The organism is Saprospiraceae bacterium (assembly GCA_016719615.1).
Lineage (GTDB): Bacteria > Bacteroidota > Bacteroidia > Chitinophagales > Saprospiraceae > Vicinibacter.
The window spans coordinates 1,434,687-1,454,239 of sequence record JADJYQ010000001.1 but is presented as its reverse complement, the minus strand read 5'-3'; the positions used below and the strand labels follow the sequence as shown (position 1 = coordinate 1,454,239).

Here is a 19,553-nt window from a genome sequence, read left to right as displayed (position 1 = left end):
TTTTTTTAACTAAACCTCTGGTCTCAATTTAGGGGAGTATTACACAAGTCTTCCAATCATTGCATTTTCAATAGAATTTATTATACCATTGCTTAAAAGATAGGCTCGATTATTTGCTAAGGTGTCTGATAAATAATAGTGCCTAAACGTATCATGAAGCGTATAATATTTGTAAAACTGCCATAGTGAGCTCGTATTACTTGATATATACGATTGAGGCATGTTATCCAAAACAACTTCTTCGCGTACAGAATCTAAAAACTCATTTTCGCTTGCAAAACCAGTGGTATCAAATTCTGAATAGCCAAATTCAAGAATATCATTATGAACATCTCCAATGTCCTCATAACTTCTCGTACTTAATTTAGGATTCTTTGAATCGCTCCTAACATGATCATCCTTGTTACAGGCTACAAATGCAACTAACAAAACGAAATACATTAAATTTTTCATAAAAATTAAAATTGATGTTACGCCTAAATTATCGCATTAGGCAATTCGTAAAACGTAATATTTTAAGTGAGACGTTTTAAGTCAACTCACTTATATAAAATTACATTTTACTTAAATTACTTCTTTTTAAATTTGCAAAAGGTGCATTCCTTAAAAGTTAAATTAAAATGTAACTTTAAATCCAAATTTCAAAGTGATATTTTTCATGGTAGCTCAAATCTAAACATATCAATAGCCTCTGTCAATAGCATTATAGTTAAACAGGAAAAACACCCCCAAAAAAAGGGGATATTTCCGGGTAGGGTATAAGTGTATAACCGGGTCTTGTTTACGTTATGCTTTTGAACTCTTTACACCAAAACAACTCCTATGAACAAAACTAACCCTGTCGGAAATTACTTCCACGACTTTGCCTCAACCCAGGATCTTACACTGACTAGAAAGATCTGCGCGAACTTTTTATGCAGCTGTCGGATCAGACGAATTTGCCGGATTAACGCTCGCTGAGCGACGATCTATGGTGAACACCTACCGAGAACTCCAGGCTATGCTTAAAAGCTTGCTGCGGCTTCATCAAGAATATCTGAATGGTGATAAATTATTTTAGGGGAGTATTACAGATGGCTATTTTTTAATTCTGGCGCTAGGGGAGTTGTTGAAATTTTTGATTATTATGAACACCGGAAAAAAATAATTATTGACCGATTATTTTGCAAATTATATTGCTTCCAATACATTTTCACTGAATTAATGTTAAATTACTAATCTTGAATAAGCGATAACGAAGTCCAAAATGAAACACATGATGAATGTAATTGTCTTCAATATTGTAAACTACTTTATCAAAATTACCCATAGTATAGTTCAACTCCAGCTGGACCTTTTCAAACGGCATCCAATAAATGCCTGATCGAAGGTCAGCTCCATAAATATAATTTCTTTCGCCATATTCAACTGAATTAGTCTCAATACGTTTCTGAAGGACAATTCCACTTTGAATTCCTATACCTGGTTTTTTAATAAAATATGAAACCAGTAAAGGGAGCTCCAAATAAGTATAAGTAACTTTAAAAAATTTATCCCGAAAAATAAAAGTACCGGGTTGAAATTTTGCACCCCGTTGAGACAGAGCAATGCCAGATTTGAATATTAAACTGTTTACTCTGTATTCAATTGGTATTCCAATATGTGGGTGAATCACAAAATGATATCCATCAAATCGATGTCTAAACTGCCTGGAATCTAGATTACTCAAATTCAATCCTCCACTGATCCAAATAGAAAATTGACCAGCAAGATCAAATTTAAAAAGAACATAAGAGTATTGATATCAGGAATTGCTTCATAGTTTAAAACAATAATTTAGGCAAGCATATCAAAATTGTATTATAAATTTACATACAAATACTTGATTATCAAAATTAGAAATAAATTTCCCATAATTTATATTATGTTAATATGCTTAGATCATACTACATCTATCCATTTAAACCCTGTGTTTAAGGCCTGCTCAGGTATGGCTTCCATCTTCCCGATCAGCTCAGCATATAGATTTTCTGCTTGTAAAATCTCTTTTACCAGTTCAATATCGCCTGCGGCGACGGAAATCAGTAAACCACCACTAGTCTGTGGGTCTGCAATGATATATTTCCAAGCTTCATCGGCCAGTCGAATTTTCTCTCCATAACTCTTCCAGTTGCGGTGTGTTCCACCAGGTATCGCCCCCTGATTTATATACTCATGTAATTGACTGTCTAATAATGGTAAGTTAACATAATGTATTATGGCCATGCATTTCGAGGCTTCACACATTTCTAATAAATGTCCGCCGAGTCCAAAACCCGTAACATCTGTCATGGCATGCACTCCTGGAAGTGCTGCGAGCTTTTCACCCACAGCGTTGAGTCGAAGCATACTGGCCTGCGCAGTTTCTTTGTCCTTCTCCTGTAAAACTCCTTTCTTCTCCGCTGTAGTTAATATTCCCACGCCTATGGCTTTCGTCAAAAATAAATGATCACCTGGCCGTGCCCCGCCATTCGTTTTTATATTTTCAATTGGAACGATTCCCGTTACTGCCAAACCAAAAATTGGTTCTGGACAATCAATCGAATGTCCTCCAGCTAATGGAATTCCGGCTTCTTTACAAACAGCTTTTGCTCCATCTAAGACTACACTTGCCCAATAAGCATCAATTTTATCAATTGGCCAGCCTAAAATACCAAGCGCCAATAATGGTTTACCGCCCATCGCATATACATCGCTGATAGCATTGACTGCTGCAATTCTTCCAAACTGAAAAGCATCATCGACAATAGGCATAAAAAAATCAGTGGTAGAGATAATCGCTGTACCATTTCCCATATCATAGACGGCTGCATCATCCTTATTTTCATATCCAACCAATAAGTTTGGGTGTACTTCTATTTGGTTTGTTTTGAGAATATGTTCCAAAACTCCAGGCGCAATTTTACATCCACAACCTGCTCCATGGCTGTATTGTGTAAGTTTAATGGGTAATCTCTTTTCCATTTAAAATGATATTTTTATATCGAAGTAATTCATCTATAATTTCATCTTCAGAATTATCTCCGAATGTACAATGAATAATTTCAGGGCTTTGATTTTGTTCTAAGTTATAGGTATAACATTTATCGTAATAAAATAATGCAATGGCAGCTGCTTCTCTTAAATTGTTAACTTCTATTGCTTGAATGGCTTTTGCAGTAGCTTCATGCCCCAAGCGTTTTTCGATTTTTTGAAAAGATAAAATCAAATCCTGTGCATTCGTCGTTGCATAACTTTCAACCAAAATTTCAACCCGTCGCTCCAAAGATCTTTGCACATCTATGAGTACAGATGATTTCATTTGGTTCCATAATGCTTCAGGAATAAAATTACTGCCAATAGATCTGCTTTCATTTTCTAACCAAACATAGTTGTATTGTGATTCAATACTCGCTAATTCCTTGTGCAGATTATTTTCAAATTGCTCATTCGTATTTTGCACTTCCTCCCCTATCCAGCCGAATGCAGATCCTTTGTGGTGTGCAATTCCCTCAAGGTCCAACACAGGTTCGCCTATTTGTTTCAATTGCATTAATAATTTAGTTTTTCCGATACCGGTCTTACCACCTAAAATGAGAATCTGTAGTTTCATTTTTTGAAAGCCATTCAAAACAAAATTCCTGTAAGCTTTATATCCTCCTTCCAGAATATGCGTTTGAATCCCGGCCATATTAAACAACCAGGCCATACTAGCACTGCGCATCCCGCCGCGCCAACAATAACAAAAAAGTGGTCTTCCTTTACTCAATCTAAAAGCCTCCTTGGCAAATTGATGAAGTTTGCTTCCGGCTAATTCCAATCCTTTCAATACAGCCTGCTGTTTTCCTTTTTCCTTGTAAAGGATCCCAATCTCCGCGCGCTCTTCATTGGTAAATAAAGGGATATTTATAGCAGTTGGTATATGGCCTTTCAAATATTCAGCAGGTGAACGAACATCCACTAAAACCCAATCGTCCTTATAGAGATTACTATGAATAGATATTCTCTGACTATCAGGTATGTTTTTAAAAGCGTCAATATGTATGGTTTGTTTACTCATTAAATTCCTCGAAATATCTCACAAATATTTTTGCGAGATTTAATGCATCTGGCAACGCTCGATGCCGATTTCCTTCAAACTCAAAATTTTCTATCAACAAGGCCTTGTCCAAGCCTACCCTTTTAGGCAATCCCTTAATTCTTGCAAAAACGGCTTTCATATCTATAAATTCTTCCAACCAATCCATTTCCAAATTAGCTATTTCACAAGCATTCGTAAGGAGTTGCAGATCTGTTTTACCCCAGGTAAATATACGTAAGGAATTGCCTTCGTCATATTCACACCAGTTTAAAAATTCATCAAAAACGATTTCAAATTTCTTTGCACGGTCCAAATCATTTTGTTCGATACCTGTTAGTTGCTTACAGTAAGAAGATAAAAGTGGATATTTCTGAGGTCTTATCAGCCTTGAAAATGTATTTTCAATTTTACCATAAGGATCTACACGACAAGCTCCGATTTCAATAATTTCCTGTTCCCGATTTTGAATTGTTTCGTTCCAACAAGTAGCCTCTAAATCGAGAATAATAGAATACATGCGCAAAGACTTAAAAGCAAATAATTAAAACCGGTCTGCTTCCCAATGAATAGAAGTCCAGTCGATTTCATTTTGAAGATCGAGATTCTGCAAACGATTTGCATAATAAAGCAATCCTAAAAAATCTTCACTAAAATATCTGCCATAAGTATCTTTTGTGAGTATTCTCTTCAAGTGATAAACACCGAGATTTTGTAAGCCTATTTCGATAACATCTTCAATAGTTCCTTCCAGTTCTTTTGGATGTATTATAAGACCAGCCTCGCTCTTTTGAAAAAGTATCATTTGCAATTGAGCGCAGAGATTTTCAATAGATTTTGACGGCAGAAAGTATTCTTCTTCCGGCAATTGAACCAAACTGTAGACATCGTGCTGTGGATTCATCTTAGACAAAAGCACAAAGCCGGCGTAAGCTACCAGGTGTGTCGGCAAAACGTAATTATACATTCGATAAGCATCAGCAATGCGTTCTCCAAGTTCACGGGTGTAAATCATTTCTCTCTGGTCATCTTTTAAAAATTGACCATTTGTACTAAAATAATCTTTCAGTTGGACTATATGCGATTTATGATCCAAGCTATTCGCGTTTTCGTCAAGATGATTTCCAAAAACATCCATAGGTCTGCCAAAAGTTAAATGAATATGGCTTTTGTTTTTTAATACTCTGAATAAAAATTTATAATAGGATCCAAATCCTGCTTTTTTGGCTCTCGCAGTAAAACGTTCCTGACCAGTGGTAGTTAAATGTTGTATGATTAATGATCTTGCCTCCAAAACGGATTCATACGTCAACACAACCGGAACTATAACGATTTTTCGGGTAGAATTCTTTTCAACCAATAAACGCTGCGCCTGAATTAAAGATCCCAGCAATCCTAACTTCAATTTTGATTCAAGTTCTCCTGATCTGCTCCGCGTGCCTCCCGGAAAAAATATAGTATTGACACCTTCATATACTGATAATTTTGAATAAGCGGTTAGTGTATTTAGATATATTGGATTTTTTTCCTTCGATCAACTTTATAAGCTCCCAGCCGGTTCATAAAAAATGCGAAAAATTCACTATCAAATAAATTGAGACCTGCACCATAAGAAAATGCAGGCAATCCAACGGAAAGGTCAATGGAATAACCAATACATATTGAATCGAGATTACTTGAATGGGTTGGAACGAGCACGATGGTGTGATCTTTAAATAAATCTCTAATTTCTGAAACGTATCCATTGATGAGAATTGCAGTTCGGTTTTCGTTTTTCAATTTTTTTAACCGAAAAATATCAGTCCACTTAAATGGAAATAGCAATGTATGAAATAAGCGATCACTCCAGGTTCTAACAAACAAAAAAGTCTTCGGGTTAAAATGCCCCATGATTTCCTGGCTAAAACGATTAATTAAACGGCCAAGTGTTTCTAAATTACCCTTATGCTTATCCGATAATAATTGATTGGCATTATATTCATTTTGGATCCGTCTATAGTACTGCATTTCATTGGGAGGATCCGCTTTCCAGGGATTCGTTTTAACGCGTTGCTTTTCCTGATGCATCGTTTTAGCAATGGCCTGATCGACCTCATCTTTGCCAAGCAATTTAAACTGTTCAAAAACATCTGCATTTAATTTTTGCAAAAATGCTTTTCGCTTGGAAACAAATTTGGTAATTGGCCAATCCTGAATCTCCTCAATTAAATGTTCATAAACCTGATAGGCATCTGTCTTTTTAGTAGACTTCATCTTTTCAGTTTTCAATAATTTGTTTCAAAATCGATTGAAAAGAATCCAGGAGTTCAATTTTGCCACTGGACGTATATGCACTCACTTCAAAAATTGGTGGCGTGGTCTCCCAATCTTTTAACATTTCATTCTCCATTTCCATTTTAAATTTCTTCAGTTGTGACTTTGAACATCTATCTGTTTTCGTAAATATAATATAAAAAGGCACTTCAAGTTTAGCTAAATATCGCATAGTTTCCAGATCAATCTCCTGAGGTGGTATTGATGCGTCTACTAACAAATTCAACAAACAAAGATTGCTTCTGTTTTTTAAATATTTAGGAATTTCAAAGGTCCAATGTGCTTTGAGTTTTTTAGAAACTTTGGCATAACCATAACCCGGCAAATCCATTAAAAGCCAGTTTGAATCGATCAAATATTGCACAAATGCCTGTGTTTTACCCGGAACCCCAGATACTTTTGCCAATTGCTTGCGATGGCAAAGCATATTAATAAGGCTGCTTTTACCTACATTGGAACGCCCCCAAAAACTGATTTCAGGCATAGTGCCTTCCGGTATTTTGGAATAGCTGGGAAATGATCCCATAAATTCGACTTGCATCCTCGTTTCGTTTTCAACACAAAGTTCGTTAAGAATATCCTAAAATGCTAATGTACAAAAAATAACTTATTAAATAAAAACGTATATTTGTATGAAACTAAATGAATGTGAATAAATATTTTTTAAGCTTTATTGTACTTTTTTTTGGGTTTAATGCTAAATCACAGTTAAACCTGCTCGTTTATGGAGGTCTGCACAGTGTGGATGTAAAAGCATCTGATTTTATAATTACCAATCAGTCTACCTTAGATTCTTTTCAATTTGCTTTGGAAAAAGCGTCTTATGGTTATCATTTTGGCATTGGTCTCCAATTAAAATTCAATCATTTTTATATTCAACCTGAATTGCAATTCAACTCTAATAAAGCTAACTTTAAAGTAAAGGATTTCTCCGTTCCCAATACCCTTGATTCCATCAAATCCGAAAAATATCAATACATCGATCTACCTGTAATTATAGGATTCAAAGCCGGACTCATTAGATTATACGCTGGACCTGTTGCGCATTTTTTTATTCATAATTCATCAGAGCTTTTTGATGTTGGTGGTTATGATGATAAATTTGAAACTGCTACATTTGGATACCAGGCTGGCCTGGGTTTTGACATCGGTTTTATTGGAATTGATATCAAACATGAAGGAAATTTCAGTAAGTACGGAGAACACGTTACTTTTTTTGGAAAAAAACTGAAGTTTGATAAAAATGCTTCACGCTTGTTGGGGACGATAAGTTTTAAATTTTAATCCTTGGATCTGTAAGTGAATATAAAATATCAACAAACAGATTTGTTACAATGAATACACTTACCGTGACTACACAACAACCTAAAACCACAGGTACATCAAACTGACTCAAACTCTGAATGGTTAAATCGCCCAATCCTCTGAAATTAAATACATATTCTACAAAAAAAGCGCCGGTCAACAAAGATGCCAGCCAACCACTCAATGTCGTGATAATTGGATTCCATGCATTCGGAAATACCTGTCGAAAAAGTACTTTAGAATTTTTTAATACCATAAGCCCTGGCAGTTAAAATATAGGGTTCATTCAATGCTTCTATAAGCGATGCCCTCGTCATTTGACAAATCATAGCTATTGGTCTGATTCCTAATGCAATTGACGGCAAAATGAGTTTACTCCAATCTGTAATTTCATTTCCAAAATCATCCAATCCAAATACAGACCCTTGAATAGGTAATCCAGTATAGTCCCTTAAGTAATATCCAAATATCAAAGCAAAAATAATCGCTGAAATATAACTCGGCACACTATAAAACAATGTTGAAACACTTAAGATCGATTGATCGATTCCGGTATTTCTAAAAAGCGCTGCCAAAATTCCCAATATCATCCCTACGACAAAAGCAAATACAAGTGCTGCAGCTCCTAACAAAAGTGTTGAAGGAAATGCTTCTCTAATTAAATTTGAAACAGACTCTCCACTTACATAAGATTTCCGTAAATATGGCCATTTTAAAATAAGCCTCTGATGTTTTAATTGAAAAAGTGTGGCATACTGATATTCCTTTAGACGATTATCATTTGAATGCGCGATCTGAACAGGACTAATATCCTCCAAATATTTGAGGACTTGTATATAATAAGGCCTATCTAAAAAATATTGTTGCCTGAGCTTATTCAATGCTTCCGGATCTGTTCGCTGGCCAAATTGAAGACTGGCAGGATCGACCGGAGCCTTATAAACAATCAGACTAATGGCGATAATCACAGCCAGAATAGACAACACTAACAATCCGATTTTATTTAAAAAATACCTTAGCACAGTTCCTTCCATTTAAAATGTAAAAGTAAATACCTTTGCCAAGCATCTATGAAAAAATTAAAACTCAATTTTCAAACGATTCAAGCAGACCAATTATCAGGTCTCAGCAAGTTTGATCTGCATTACATTTATCAACCGGAGGCACTGGAACCCATTATCGGCGCGAGTTCCTACCAGCAGCAAATAACGCGGGCTTTGAAAGAAAGGCAAAGCTTTCAAGGACGGCAGGAAATTATGGATCTCCTGTTGGCGCAATATAAGGATACGCACAATTGTCAACTTACTTTAGATAATATCCGCAAACTTATTCAGCCAAATTGTTTTACAGTCATCTGTGCTCATCAACCTTGTATTTTTGGAGGACCCTTGTATTGGATTTACAAGATTTTGTCAACGATTGCTTATTGCCGTCAGCTCAAAAAAGAATACCCTGATAACGAATTTATCCCTATCTATTTTTCAGGAAATGAGGATCACGATTTTGATGAAATTAATCATCTCTATATTTTTAATAAAAAAATTCAATGGAATGAAATTCCTGGGAAAGCCGTTGGCAGATTAACTACCCATAATTTAACTCAAGTAATACATGAATTAATGGAGGTATTCAAAGCGAATACTTTTGCACAACAATTTCTGGAAGAAGAACTCCATATTGTTCAAAATTCCAGCAACTATGCTTCCTATTTCAGACACTTTACAACGAAGTTATTCAGCAACTACGGATTGATCTATTTTGATCCGGATGATCCGCTAGCAAAAGAAAAATTGATACCCATTCTACTACAGGAACTTTCTGAACAATTTATCTACAGTTCCACCAAACAAAGTAGCGAACTGCTACTCCAACAAGGCTTCCAACTTCAGGTAAACCCCAGAGAATTAAATTTATTTTATCACCATTCCAGCGGCAGAAAACGGATTGTAAAATTAAGTGCACATCATTTTTCTCTTGTCGATAATACAAAAACATGGACTTTGGATGAAATTCAATTGGAAGTTAAATTACATCCTGAAAACTTTAGTCCGAATGTAATGCTCCGTCCTATATACCAGGAAATACTTTTCCCCAATGTTGCATTTATTGGTGGTGGAGCAGAAATTAATTATTGGATGCAATTATACAGTTCATTTGCAGCCATTCATGTATCGTTTCCTGCTTTGATAAGAAGACATTCATTATGGTATATAGACCAAGCCATGTCTCAAAAAATCCAAAAATCCGGAATTCTTAAATTAGATTTTTTTAAGTCTAAGAATGAATTGGAAGCACAACTTCTGGCTACTCATGAAAATATATCTCCGGTACCTGCAAAAGCTTTTCAAGATATTGAAGATGTACTTTTAAAAATAAAGCAACTGATCTCTTCACTCGATGCTTCTACGCAATCAAGTATTGCCGCTGAAATCCAAAAAATGATTAAATCCAAAGAGCACATCGAGCAAAAAATCAGAAAATACCAAAAATCTAAATTTGATACAGAATTACAAGTCATCTATAAAATAAAAGATCAATTATTCCCAGAAGGAATTCCGCAGGAAAGGCATTTTAATTTCCTGGCTTATTATTTCCAATTTGGTGAATTATACTTTGATGTATTACTGGAGCGCCTGGAAATGCATGCCACCGAAATGTTAATCGCAGAAGAGCAGGAAGCTCAAGATTAATTCCAAAACACTTACTCTTCGACAGCATTGGGAAAAGTAAGCTCAATGAGATCTGACAAGGTATTTTTAAGATCTTTTCGGTCGATAATAAAATCGAGAAAACCATTTTCCAGTAAAAATTCAGAACGTTGAAACCCTTCAGGTAGGTCTCGTTTGATGGTTTCCTTGACCACGCGTGGTCCGGCAAAACCAATGAGTGCATTTGGCTCCGAAAAATTAATATCTCCCAACATTGCAAAAGAAGCAGTCACGCCACCAGTTGTTGGGTCAGTAAGAAAGGAGAAATAGGGTATTTTATGTTTGGCAAGCAATGTCAACTTGGCTGACGATTTCGCCATCTGCATCAATGAAAAAGCAGATTCCATCATTCTGGCTCCACCAGACTTTGAAATAATCATAAATGGAACTCGATGTTCAATACAAAAATCAATAGCCCTGCTAATTTTTTCGCCCATTACAGATCCCATAGAACCCCCAATGAATGTAAAATCCATAGCTGCTGTAACCAATTCCCTTTTATTGACCTTGCCGACTGCAACAGAAATGCTGTCATCAAATCCAGAATTTTTTTTGGCTTCTTCCAGTCTTTTAGAATAGGACTGTAAGTCTGTAAAGTTTAAAAAGTCGCTGGATTCGAGATTATCAAAAAGTTCTACATAATCTCCATCATAGATAATTTCAAAATATTTTTCAGAGCTTATCCGGGTATGATAATTGCACTTCGGACATTTGTATAGGGATTCCTTCAACAACTTTGTAGTTGTCATTTCAGAACATTCCGGACACTTGAACCAAATGCCATCGGGTGTTTCCTTTTTTCCCTTCGTCGCTGTTGAAATACCTTCCTTGAGTCGCTTAAACCAACCCATTACTTCTTGATTTATGATCCTTAAAATTGCTCATGGGAGTGGAGCAAAATTATACTATATTCGCTGACCCTGCTCTATAATTTTAACTTAATCTGCTAATTTTGGAACCAAATTGACTTTATAATTTATAAATACTTTACAATCAGATAGTTGTGAGAATTTGCTTAATCGGATATGGAAAAATGGGCAAAGCCATTGAACACATTGCTTTGGAAAGAGGACACCAAATAAGTGGTCGCATCTCAAATGCCAATGCTTCTGACTTATTGCCGGCTTTAAAAGATTCAGACCTTGCTATTGAATTTACAAGACCTGAATCTGCTATTGCACATTTGCAAATATGTGCAATAGAAAAAATTCCGGTGGTTTGCGGCACTACCGGTTGGCTCAAAGAATGGGATTCCATTAAACACAATATACTTGAAAATGAAGGTGCATTAGTGTATTCTTCTAATTTTAGTGTGGGTGTACAATTGTTTTTCAGCATTAATAAAAAATTAGCCGAATGGATGGCCAAGCATCCCAATTATCATTGCTCCATAAAAGAAATTCACCACATACATAAATTGGATGCACCGAGTGGCACTGCGATAAGTTTGGCAAACGATATCCTTCAAGTACACCCTTCCTACAAAGATTGGCAATTGGAAAATTCTTTTTCTGATCATTTACTTCCCATTCAATCCATTCGCGAAAATGAAGTCGTAGGAACTCATTTTGTTAAATATCAATCTGAAATTGACGAAATAGAAATCAAACATGAAGCTTTTACTAGAACTGGATTTGCAAAAGGGGCAGTACTTGCTGCTGAGTGGGTCCTTGATAAAAAGGGAGTATATACCATGTTAGATGTATTGGACCTCAATGCAATATAATTTTTATGACAATAATTGCCCGGCATGATCCTTCGTAAATCTATAGATGCTGTCGTTGAAACCGCGAGAATAGAAGATGTAGCCAGAGACTATGTTGACCTCAAACCACGTGGTTCAAACTTAATCGGATTATGCCCTTTCCATAAAGAAAAGACACCTTCGTTCTATGTATCTGCTTCGAAAAATATTTATAAATGTTTTGGATGTGGAAAAGGAGGCAATCCTGTACAGTTTTTAATGGAAGTAGAGCAACTTACTTTTCCTGAAGCAATTCGCCAGTTGGCAAAGAAGTACCAGATTCAATTGGAAGAAACCCAACGCACTGAAGAAAATATTGCTGAAGAAAAAGAACTCGAAAGCCTACATATCATTAACCAATTAGCATTGGAACATTTTAAAAGCAATTTATGGACGAACCCTATAGGTAGATCTGTTGCGTTGTCTTATTTGAAACAAAGAGGATATTCTGAATCCACCATTGAAAAATTTGACTTAGGTTTTGCATTAGATGATGTCGATGATTTACTTCAGTTTGCAATGCAGAAAGGATATAAAGCTGAATTTTTGCAAAAATTGGGGCTGGCAAACCAAAACAACAGAGACTTTTTTCGGAACAGACTGATATTTCCCATTCATAATTCTACCGGAAAGCCCATTGCATTTGCAGGAAGAATATTTTCGAGTGATTCCAAAGTAGCGAAGTATATTAATTCGCCTGAAACCGAACTCTATCAAAAGAGCAAAACGCTTTATGGTCTGCATCTTGCAAAAAAAAGCATTCGAGATAAAAATCAATGCATATTGGTAGAAGGGTATACAGATGTCATTTCACTTTCGCAAGCAGGCATAGAAAATGTAGTAGCCTCTTCGGGCACATCACTCACCGAAGAGCAAATACAAGCCATTAAAAGAATAACACCCAATATCATGATTCTTTATGATGGAGACCCGGCAGGCATTAAAGCCGCAACGCGAGGTGTTGATCTGATTCTTCGGGAAAATATGAATGTAAAAATTGCTGTCATCCCCGATAATGAAGATCCCGACGGGTATATCCAAAAACAAGGTTCTACTGCATTTGAACAATTTCTAACGCAGAATGCTGTCGACTTTATCCTTTTTAAATTAAATAGCCAGATTCAGGAAATCCAAAATGATCCTGTTAAAAAATCAACGGCAATTCACGACATCATACGCAGTATTTCGATGATTCCGGATTCCATAAAAAGATCGATCTACATCAAAGAAACTGCGGCCATTACAAAAGTTGATGAACAAAGTCTGATCGAAACTTGCAATAAACTATTGCATGAACAACAAAAACAAAAGTCCTTTCAGGAAAAGAGAATTGCTTTAGATCGAGACGAACAAATTCTCAAAGAACTTTCTTCAAAAGAAACAGTCCAAGGTAAAGCACAAACTTTTATTGCCGGTTCTGATGAATTTCAAGAAAAAGATATTTGCAGGATTTTAATTTTATATGGCCATCTTTGGTATGAAGAGACACAGGGTATTTCTTACGCTAGTTATATCATTGAAAACATTGCAGATACACTACCCTTTTTCGACAATGAAATCTATAAGAGCCTGATTTTAGATATATCCGGTCTCCTCAGTGATGGAGAGTTACCTGATTTGAATTATTATCTGAATCATACAAACAAAACATTTGCTGAATTAGCTTTGGATTTTTCATTTAATAAATATGATTATAGTTCGAATTGGTCTGAAAAACTTGGAATCTTTCTTCATACACAGAATGAGCCTGATCTTAATTTTGCTTCCGACGTTACGCAATCAATTCTAAGATTCAAACTTAAAAAATACAACAAGGCTATTACGGATTTCGAGTCTAAAATTAAATCAAGTGAATTGAGTGAAGAAGAACTTGAAATCGAATTAAAATCACATCAATATATCATTCAACAACGCAATTACATTGCCGGATTATTGAGGACAGTCATCATACAATAAATCAAGGATCAAATCAATCCATGTTCAGCGAGATATCTCTCTGCGTCGAGTGCGGCCATACAGCCTGATCCGGCAGCAGTAACCGCTTGTCTGTAAATTCTATCCTGCACATCACCACATGCAAAAACGCCACTGATGTTGGTCTTTGAGCTGCCTGGTATGGTCTTAATATAATTTTGCTCATCCATATCAATCCATCCTTCAAAAGATTTTGAATTTGGGCTGTGTCCAATTGCAATAAATGCTGCTTTTACTTCGATTTCAGAAGTTTCACCACTTATATTATTTCTCAATTTGATACTTTCAACTTCTTCATTCCCCTTAATCTCTTCAATCTCCGTATTCCAATGCATTTTGATGACAGGATTGTTCATTACGCGTTCTTGCATAATTTTAGAAGCTCGCATCGAATCCTTACGAACCAATAGATGTACCTCGGGGCATAGTTTAGATAGGTATGAAGCCTCCTCTGCTGCTGTATCTCCACCTCCAACAACTGCAACTTTTAGACCTTTAAAGAAAAAGCCATCACAAACAGCACAGGCAGATACTCCTTTGTTCATGAGCCTTTTTTCAGAATCAATACCTAACCACTTGGCGCTGGCACCTGTAGAAATAATAATCGAATGTGCTTTAAATTCTTCGCCACTCTCTGTCCAAATAGAATGTATAGGACCTGAAAAATCGACTTTAGTAATGACTTCGTACTTAATCTGGGTATTGAACCGCAAAGCCTGATTCATAAAATCATCCATCATTTTTGGACCTTGAATTCCATTGGGGTAACCCGGATAATTTTCAACTTCGGTAGTAATCATAAGTTGCCCTCCCGGCTCAATGCCTGTAAACAAAAGAGGATTCATATTTGCTCTCGCAGCATATATGGCAGCGGTGTATCCAGCTGGTCCTGACCCAATGATGATGGTGTTGTGTATGATATTCATTTATTCACTGATTATATTTTGCCGTTGACAATAAGTTGTAACATTTGTAAGTGTTTTTGGTTCATCGTTATTCAATTCCACCACAAGTGATGCCCGCTCATAATACTGATATCTGAAATTCATCAAGGCTTCCAGTTTTGGCATAATTTCATCCAAATTTTGAAACAAAGGCCTTGGCTTTTCCAAAATCCTTTGTTCCAATACGCTCAATCCTACTTTTAACCATATTGAAAAGGATAAGTTTTGGATTAAAAACATATTATCAAAATGCGCAGCTGTCCCGCCACCAAGGCTCATCACCACCGGCTTTTGAATAAGTTGATGCATTAAATAATACCGTTCTAAGCTTCTAAATGCAGATTCCTGATACCGATCCCAAATTTGCTCAATAGACCTGCCTTCAGCTCTTTCTATGACCTGGTCTAAATGTATACATGGAACTTCCCAATGCAATGCAAGGGCTTCAGCAAAATAAGATTTTCCGGAAGCAGGCATCCCAAGAATACAAACAGGCTTTAAAAGTTTCACCGCTATTGGATTTAAGCTTATTTTTGAATATGAATTATGGCCAACTACCAATCATTTGCTTATTGAATATAAGCCTTATTATTTGTTGTAAAATAAGGAATCCGGAAACAAGCAATTAGCCCAAATTGAATCCAACAAAATTACAGCTTCAAATAACAAGCTAAACTCCCGTGCTAAAATGCATATTCCCGTATTGCAAAAAAACTTTGGCGAGGCCACCAGAGGTGATACCCTTGAGCATCATTTTAATGTTTATAATAATGGCTTAGATACACTCAACATCCTCGAAATGAGTCCCTCTTGTCCCTGTATCATTGCCAATATAAATCAAAATAAAATTGCTCCAAATGATTCAGCTATAATTCATGTTTTCTATCACACTGCGACAAAAATGGGCTATGATGAAAAAGAATTATTAGTCAAGAGCGATGGATTTCCTCCACAGCTAACCATTCGACTTACTGCCGAGATTCGGGCGAATAGTCACAAATAGGCAGGAAAAATCAAGCAAGTATGTCTATTTTTACAAATTAATTCATTAATTTTATAATTCATTAAAAATGAGCGTCTTAATTTTATATATTGTTTTGTTTGGAATCATGTACGTATTCTTTATACTTCCGCGTCAAAAACAGCAAAAGGCCCAAAACAAATTTTTGACTGAAATAAAGAAAGGCGACCAAGTAGTAACCCAGTCAGGAATTATTGGTCGAATCACTAAAGTAGAAGATCTCGTAGTTGAATTACAACTCGATTCCAAATCTTTTATTAAAGTATTAAAGTCTTCTGTATCAAAAGAAGGGACTGATGCATTAAAAGATAAATACCAACTTGAACTGTAAATTTCTTTTGGATTATCTTTTCATTTGTGACATTTCTTGTTGAAATGTTTCCATAGAATATAATTTGTAATTTCCTTTCGGGTAATCAAAATCCGTTACTTGAACCTCCTTGCTAAACTCCTTGGCGAGCATAATCATTTCCATAGCAAAGCCACCGCTGCCCATTCGCATATTATATTCCAAAGGTGTCCCCTTCAAGTCTATATGTTGTTTGCCATTCGTAATATAAGATGCATCAAATTTTAATTGATCTGTAACGTATAATTTTAAATCCAAATCTCCACTGGCTTCTAGTGATTTAGCTTCACCCGTTGGCATTTTCATTTTGACATCTACCCTATAGCAAGGGTAGCCTAGAATATCCTTCACATCTTCGCGATATTCTTTTATTTCAAATGGATCACTACTTGTCTGTTGGCTGCTTATCGCATGCATGCTTTTTTTCGAATCTGCTACGAGATATTTTTTACCCATTAAATCCATGAACATTTTTAAACTATCCGATTGCGAATCATAATAGGTTTCAGTTTTCATCATCATCATGTTGAACACAGTTTTCTGACGGGTCCCATCTGCAAATATTTCGAGTTTTATATTACCTAAAGATGCACCCATTTGGGCAGGAGCCTCTTCCCCATTCAATAAAATTTTCTCGACTTCCATCGTCAATTTGCCTTTTGTAAAGGATTGAGCATGAATTTGAAAAGCAAAAAAAACCAAAATAAAGCCCTGTAAAAAGCAGTTTTGAGCGAATTTGAAATGTTTCATGGCGTGATTATTAAAAGAATATGGTGATCCCGTTTGGATTCGAACCAAAGACCTACTGCTTAGAAGGCAGTTGCTCTATCCAGCTGAGCTACGGGACCAAAATCATGAAAAATATAATAATGAAATGAGTCAGGATGTATTCAATCAGTAGATAAAATTCAATAAATCACTGCATTTCAATCGTTTATACTTTAAGCTCAGAAAGCCACCTCAAATGCATTCATTGAGAAGCTTTCCCATGTAAGGGACGCAAAGATAAAAATTAAGAATAAACCTTAATGCCTTATATCGTGAATAAGATCTTAAAAATGCGTCCTGATTTAGTTGACATTCTGATGGCATAAAGCCCATTGATGAATTGATCTCTTTTCAAATAGCTTATAGATGCGTTAGGAGATAATTCCGTGATCTGCCTTCCAAAAAGATCGTATATGCTCAACCCGGTGATGGTTTCACCTTCCCAATGGATGATAATTTCGGAAGGATTCTGCATAAACTTGGGCCATTTAGACGATTCATCTTCAACTGCTACCGTTGATGGGACAAAAAAGCTAAAATCCCTTTCACAATTTTTACAATCAGTGACGGTAAGTGTATATCTCCCAGACAAGAGATTACAAACATTACTTGCCGTCCAACCCGTGCTCCATTTATATTTATAAGGTTCGCATCCACCCTTCATTTGCACCCCGATACATCCTTTGCCCGTACCATCATCTTTAATAATTAAGGTATCCATCACTTCCAAAGGATCTAAAAAACTTACTTTAAAAGAAACGATGCTATCACATCCATTCATGGTTGATTTCAAAAAGAAAGTATCTTCCGTATGATTTTTATCAAACAATATATGATGCAATACTAAACTTGAGTCATGACAAATGCGCTCTTCTGCATTGCTAAACTGCGGCGGAATGAGCTCGATTTGAATATTAACAATACTGTCACATCCAAGATAATTGCCACCTATCAGCCTAACAGTACCAGTTTGATTTCTTTTTGAAAAAAATTTGCCAAGGATCGCAATGCTATCGTTTTCACAAATGGAAACATTGAAATTTTCAACAAAATCGTGGCATTCAAATAATTTAAGCGTCCAGAAATCCGGAGCATTGATATTTGATGGCGATAAATCAAAATCAAGGCTAAAACTACTAGCTGTTAAATAAATGTGTCCTGAATTATCTGTTGCGAGTGCCGATGCATTATCTCCTTTCGTTCCACCATAAAATTTTTGCCATATCACATTACCAGATGTATCTAATTTCATCAATAATACATCGCTGGTACCGCCATGAGGTGTAATTTTTATGTCTTTATCATTTGAATTTGAATTGCTGACAAGAATTACATTTCCATCTGCTGAAAACTTCGCTTGATAAGGCACATCATCCAGACTACCGCCAATCGTCTTACTCCAGAGTATATTGCCCTGAATATCAATTTTGGTAAGCCAAATATCTTTCGCACCTTTAATAGAATCAATGGGCCCACCTTTTGTGTTTACAGTCCCAAATAAAAGATAAGTATTATTTGAAAGTTTAAGAGCATCCCCAAAAAGATCATCACCTGCGCCCCCAATGGTCTTCATAAATATTTTGGTAAGATTTCGATTCACTTTTAAAATAAAAATATCCTTTTTTCCTTTTGCCATTCCTTGAAAATCAAAATCGCCAGATTCCGTTTCACCAAACACCAACATCTGGCCTCCAAATTCTTCTGCATTTAAAATCTTCTTAACCGTTTCGTCTTTAGTTCCGCCAAACGTAACTGTTTTATTGATCACTCCGGCTTCATTTAGTGAAGAAATCAATATGTCATTTCCTCCTTTGCTTGGCGTTGTTGCGACATCCCTGTCTATAGATTTTGTGTGCCCAGCCATAAAAATTCGGCCCATTTCCAGATAATGCAGGGCATTCAATTGATCATTGTTGGTGCCTCCAAAATTTTTTTGCCATATAAGTTTTCCATCAAACGGATTGACAGCAATAATCCAGATATCATTGAGTCCATGTAAACCGGAAACATCACCACCTCTTGCCCCAGTAAAACCGCCCATCAATAATTCGCCGGTAGGCAAGCCACGTACTGAATTTGCCTGATCAATGGAAGGGCCTCCATAAGTTTTGAGATACCTTAAAGTGCCTGAAGGATTAAGATTGCAGAGTAAAAAATCATCACCACCTCTGTGGCCGGCAATTTCAACAGATGACGAACGACCTACGCTGATAATAGTAGTATCATTATAAATGATCATCGCATTTGCTACATCAGATGCATTACCACCAAATATCTTTGACCAGATTTTAACAGGTTGACTATGCGCAACTAAAGCCTGAATACACAAGGCCATCATAATAAGTCTCATTT

Annotated in this window: 21 protein-coding genes and 1 tRNA gene; 6 read left to right on the top strand and 16 right to left on the bottom strand. The window is 36.1% G+C overall.

Going from position 1 to position 19,553, the window contains the following annotated elements; genetic code table 11:
• Positions 1-39: 39 nt before the first annotated feature.
• The 8 genes from IPM92_05990 to IPM92_05955 all read right to left on the bottom strand — a co-directional run bounded on the left by IPM92_05990 (position 40) and on the right by IPM92_05955 (position 6,929).
• Positions 40-453 carry a hypothetical protein gene (locus IPM92_05990; protein ID MBK9107930.1) on the bottom strand — a complete coding sequence of 138 codons (414 nt, stop codon included), beginning with the start codon at positions 451-453 and terminating at the stop codon, positions 40-42.
• A 739-nt stretch (positions 454-1,192) separates the two neighbouring features.
• On the bottom strand, positions 1,193-1,708 hold the full coding sequence (locus IPM92_05985; GenBank protein ID MBK9107929.1) for a hypothetical protein: 516 nt from the start codon (positions 1,706-1,708) through the stop codon (positions 1,193-1,195).
• Between the two features lie 212 nt (positions 1,709-1,920).
• Entirely contained in the window at positions 1,921-2,982 is a 1,062-nt protein-coding gene (gene selD / locus IPM92_05980) for a selenide, water dikinase SelD (protein ID MBK9107928.1), read from the bottom strand.
• The gene (gene mnmH / locus IPM92_05975) at positions 2,960-4,057 is read right to left on the bottom strand and encodes a tRNA 2-selenouridine(34) synthase MnmH (GenBank protein ID MBK9107927.1); all 1,098 of its coding nucleotides are present in this window, start codon (positions 4,055-4,057) and stop codon (positions 2,960-2,962) included. The genes selD and mnmH overlap by 23 nt, the downstream gene beginning before the upstream one ends.
• A complete protein-coding gene (locus tag IPM92_05970; GenBank protein MBK9107926.1) occupies positions 4,050-4,595 on the bottom strand; it encodes an exonuclease domain-containing protein in 546 nt (181 codons plus the stop codon). Before IPM92_05970 ends, mnmH begins: the two co-directional genes overlap by 8 nt.
• A gap of 24 nt (positions 4,596-4,619) precedes the next feature.
• The gene (locus IPM92_05965) at positions 4,620-5,468 is read right to left on the bottom strand and encodes a hypothetical protein (GenBank protein MBK9107925.1); all 849 of its coding nucleotides are present in this window, start codon (positions 5,466-5,468) and stop codon (positions 4,620-4,622) included.
• Between the two features lie 113 nt (positions 5,469-5,581).
• Positions 5,582-6,328, bottom strand: coding sequence for a hypothetical protein (locus IPM92_05960; GenBank protein ID MBK9107924.1), 747 nt, complete (start codon positions 6,326-6,328; stop codon positions 5,582-5,584).
• 4 nt (positions 6,329-6,332) lie between these two features.
• Positions 6,333-6,929, bottom strand: coding sequence for a YihA family ribosome biogenesis GTP-binding protein (locus tag IPM92_05955; protein MBK9107923.1), 597 nt, complete (start codon positions 6,927-6,929; stop codon positions 6,333-6,335).
• 107 nt (positions 6,930-7,036) lie between these two features.
• Here IPM92_05955 and IPM92_05950 point away from each other — a divergent pair, with 107 nt between their 5' ends.
• The gene (locus tag IPM92_05950) at positions 7,037-7,672 is read left to right on the top strand and encodes an outer membrane beta-barrel protein (protein MBK9107922.1); all 636 of its coding nucleotides are present in this window, start codon (positions 7,037-7,039) and stop codon (positions 7,670-7,672) included.
• On the opposite strand, the gene IPM92_05945 is transcribed toward IPM92_05950, so the two are convergent.
• Positions 7,662-7,949 (bottom strand): ABC transporter permease subunit, encoded by a 288-nt coding sequence (locus IPM92_05945; GenBank protein ID MBK9107921.1) that lies wholly within the window; start codon positions 7,947-7,949, stop codon positions 7,662-7,664. The genes IPM92_05950 and IPM92_05945 overlap by 11 nt on opposite strands.
• Positions 7,930-8,685: an ABC transporter permease gene (locus IPM92_05940; protein ID MBK9107920.1), complete on the bottom strand. Its 756-nt coding sequence runs from the start codon at positions 8,683-8,685 to the stop codon at positions 7,930-7,932. Before IPM92_05940 ends, IPM92_05945 begins: the two co-directional genes overlap by 20 nt.
• A 78-nt stretch (positions 8,686-8,763) precedes the next feature.
• Here IPM92_05940 and bshC point away from each other — a divergent pair, with 78 nt between their 5' ends.
• On the top strand, positions 8,764-10,383 hold the full coding sequence (gene bshC / locus IPM92_05935) for a bacillithiol biosynthesis cysteine-adding enzyme BshC (protein ID MBK9107919.1): 1,620 nt from the start codon (positions 8,764-8,766) through the stop codon (positions 10,381-10,383).
• An 11-nt stretch (positions 10,384-10,394) separates the two neighbouring features.
• On the opposite strand, the gene IPM92_05930 is transcribed toward bshC, so the two are convergent.
• On the bottom strand, positions 10,395-11,252 hold the full coding sequence (locus IPM92_05930) for an acetyl-CoA carboxylase carboxyltransferase subunit beta (protein ID MBK9107918.1): 858 nt from the start codon (positions 11,250-11,252) through the stop codon (positions 10,395-10,397).
• A gap of 152 nt (positions 11,253-11,404) precedes the next feature.
• Here IPM92_05930 and dapB point away from each other — a divergent pair, with 152 nt between their 5' ends.
• On the top strand, positions 11,405-12,127 hold the full coding sequence (gene dapB / locus IPM92_05925) for a 4-hydroxy-tetrahydrodipicolinate reductase (protein MBK9107917.1): 723 nt from the start codon (positions 11,405-11,407) through the stop codon (positions 12,125-12,127).
• Between the two features lie 24 nt (positions 12,128-12,151).
• Complete coding sequence (gene dnaG, locus IPM92_05920; GenBank protein ID MBK9107916.1) at positions 12,152-14,101, top strand: DNA primase; 1,950 nt, start codon at positions 12,152-12,154, stop codon at positions 14,099-14,101.
• 8 nt (positions 14,102-14,109) lie between these two features.
• Here dnaG and trxB read toward each other — a convergent pair whose 3' ends face one another.
• Both trxB and IPM92_05910 read right to left on the bottom strand, forming a co-directional pair.
• Entirely contained in the window at positions 14,110-15,045 is a 936-nt protein-coding gene (gene trxB / locus IPM92_05915; protein ID MBK9107915.1) for a thioredoxin-disulfide reductase, read from the bottom strand.
• Entirely contained in the window at positions 15,046-15,573 is a 528-nt protein-coding gene (locus IPM92_05910) for a hypothetical protein (GenBank protein ID MBK9107914.1), read from the bottom strand.
• Between the two features lie 193 nt (positions 15,574-15,766).
• Here IPM92_05910 and IPM92_05905 point away from each other — a divergent pair, with 193 nt between their 5' ends.
• Together IPM92_05905 and yajC are read left to right on the top strand one after the other, a co-directional pair.
• The gene (locus IPM92_05905) at positions 15,767-16,066 is read left to right on the top strand and encodes a DUF1573 domain-containing protein (protein ID MBK9107913.1); all 300 of its coding nucleotides are present in this window, start codon (positions 15,767-15,769) and stop codon (positions 16,064-16,066) included.
• A gap of 67 nt (positions 16,067-16,133) precedes the next feature.
• Positions 16,134-16,415 carry a preprotein translocase subunit YajC gene (gene yajC, locus IPM92_05900; protein MBK9107912.1) on the top strand — a complete coding sequence of 94 codons (282 nt, stop codon included), beginning with the start codon at positions 16,134-16,136 and terminating at the stop codon, positions 16,413-16,415.
• Between the two features lie 12 nt (positions 16,416-16,427).
• Here yajC and IPM92_05895 read toward each other — a convergent pair whose 3' ends face one another.
• The 3 genes from IPM92_05895 to IPM92_05885 form a co-directional block, all read right to left on the bottom strand.
• Complete coding sequence (locus tag IPM92_05895) at positions 16,428-17,183, bottom strand: hypothetical protein (GenBank protein ID MBK9107911.1); 756 nt, start codon at positions 17,181-17,183, stop codon at positions 16,428-16,430.
• A 21-nt stretch (positions 17,184-17,204) separates the two neighbouring features.
• Positions 17,205-17,281, bottom strand: a tRNA-Arg gene (locus IPM92_05890).
• Positions 17,282-17,466: 185 nt separating this feature from the next.
• Entirely contained in the window at positions 17,467-19,551 is a 2,085-nt protein-coding gene (locus IPM92_05885) for a hypothetical protein (protein MBK9107910.1), read from the bottom strand.
• Between the last annotated feature and the right edge of the window lie 2 nt (positions 19,552-19,553).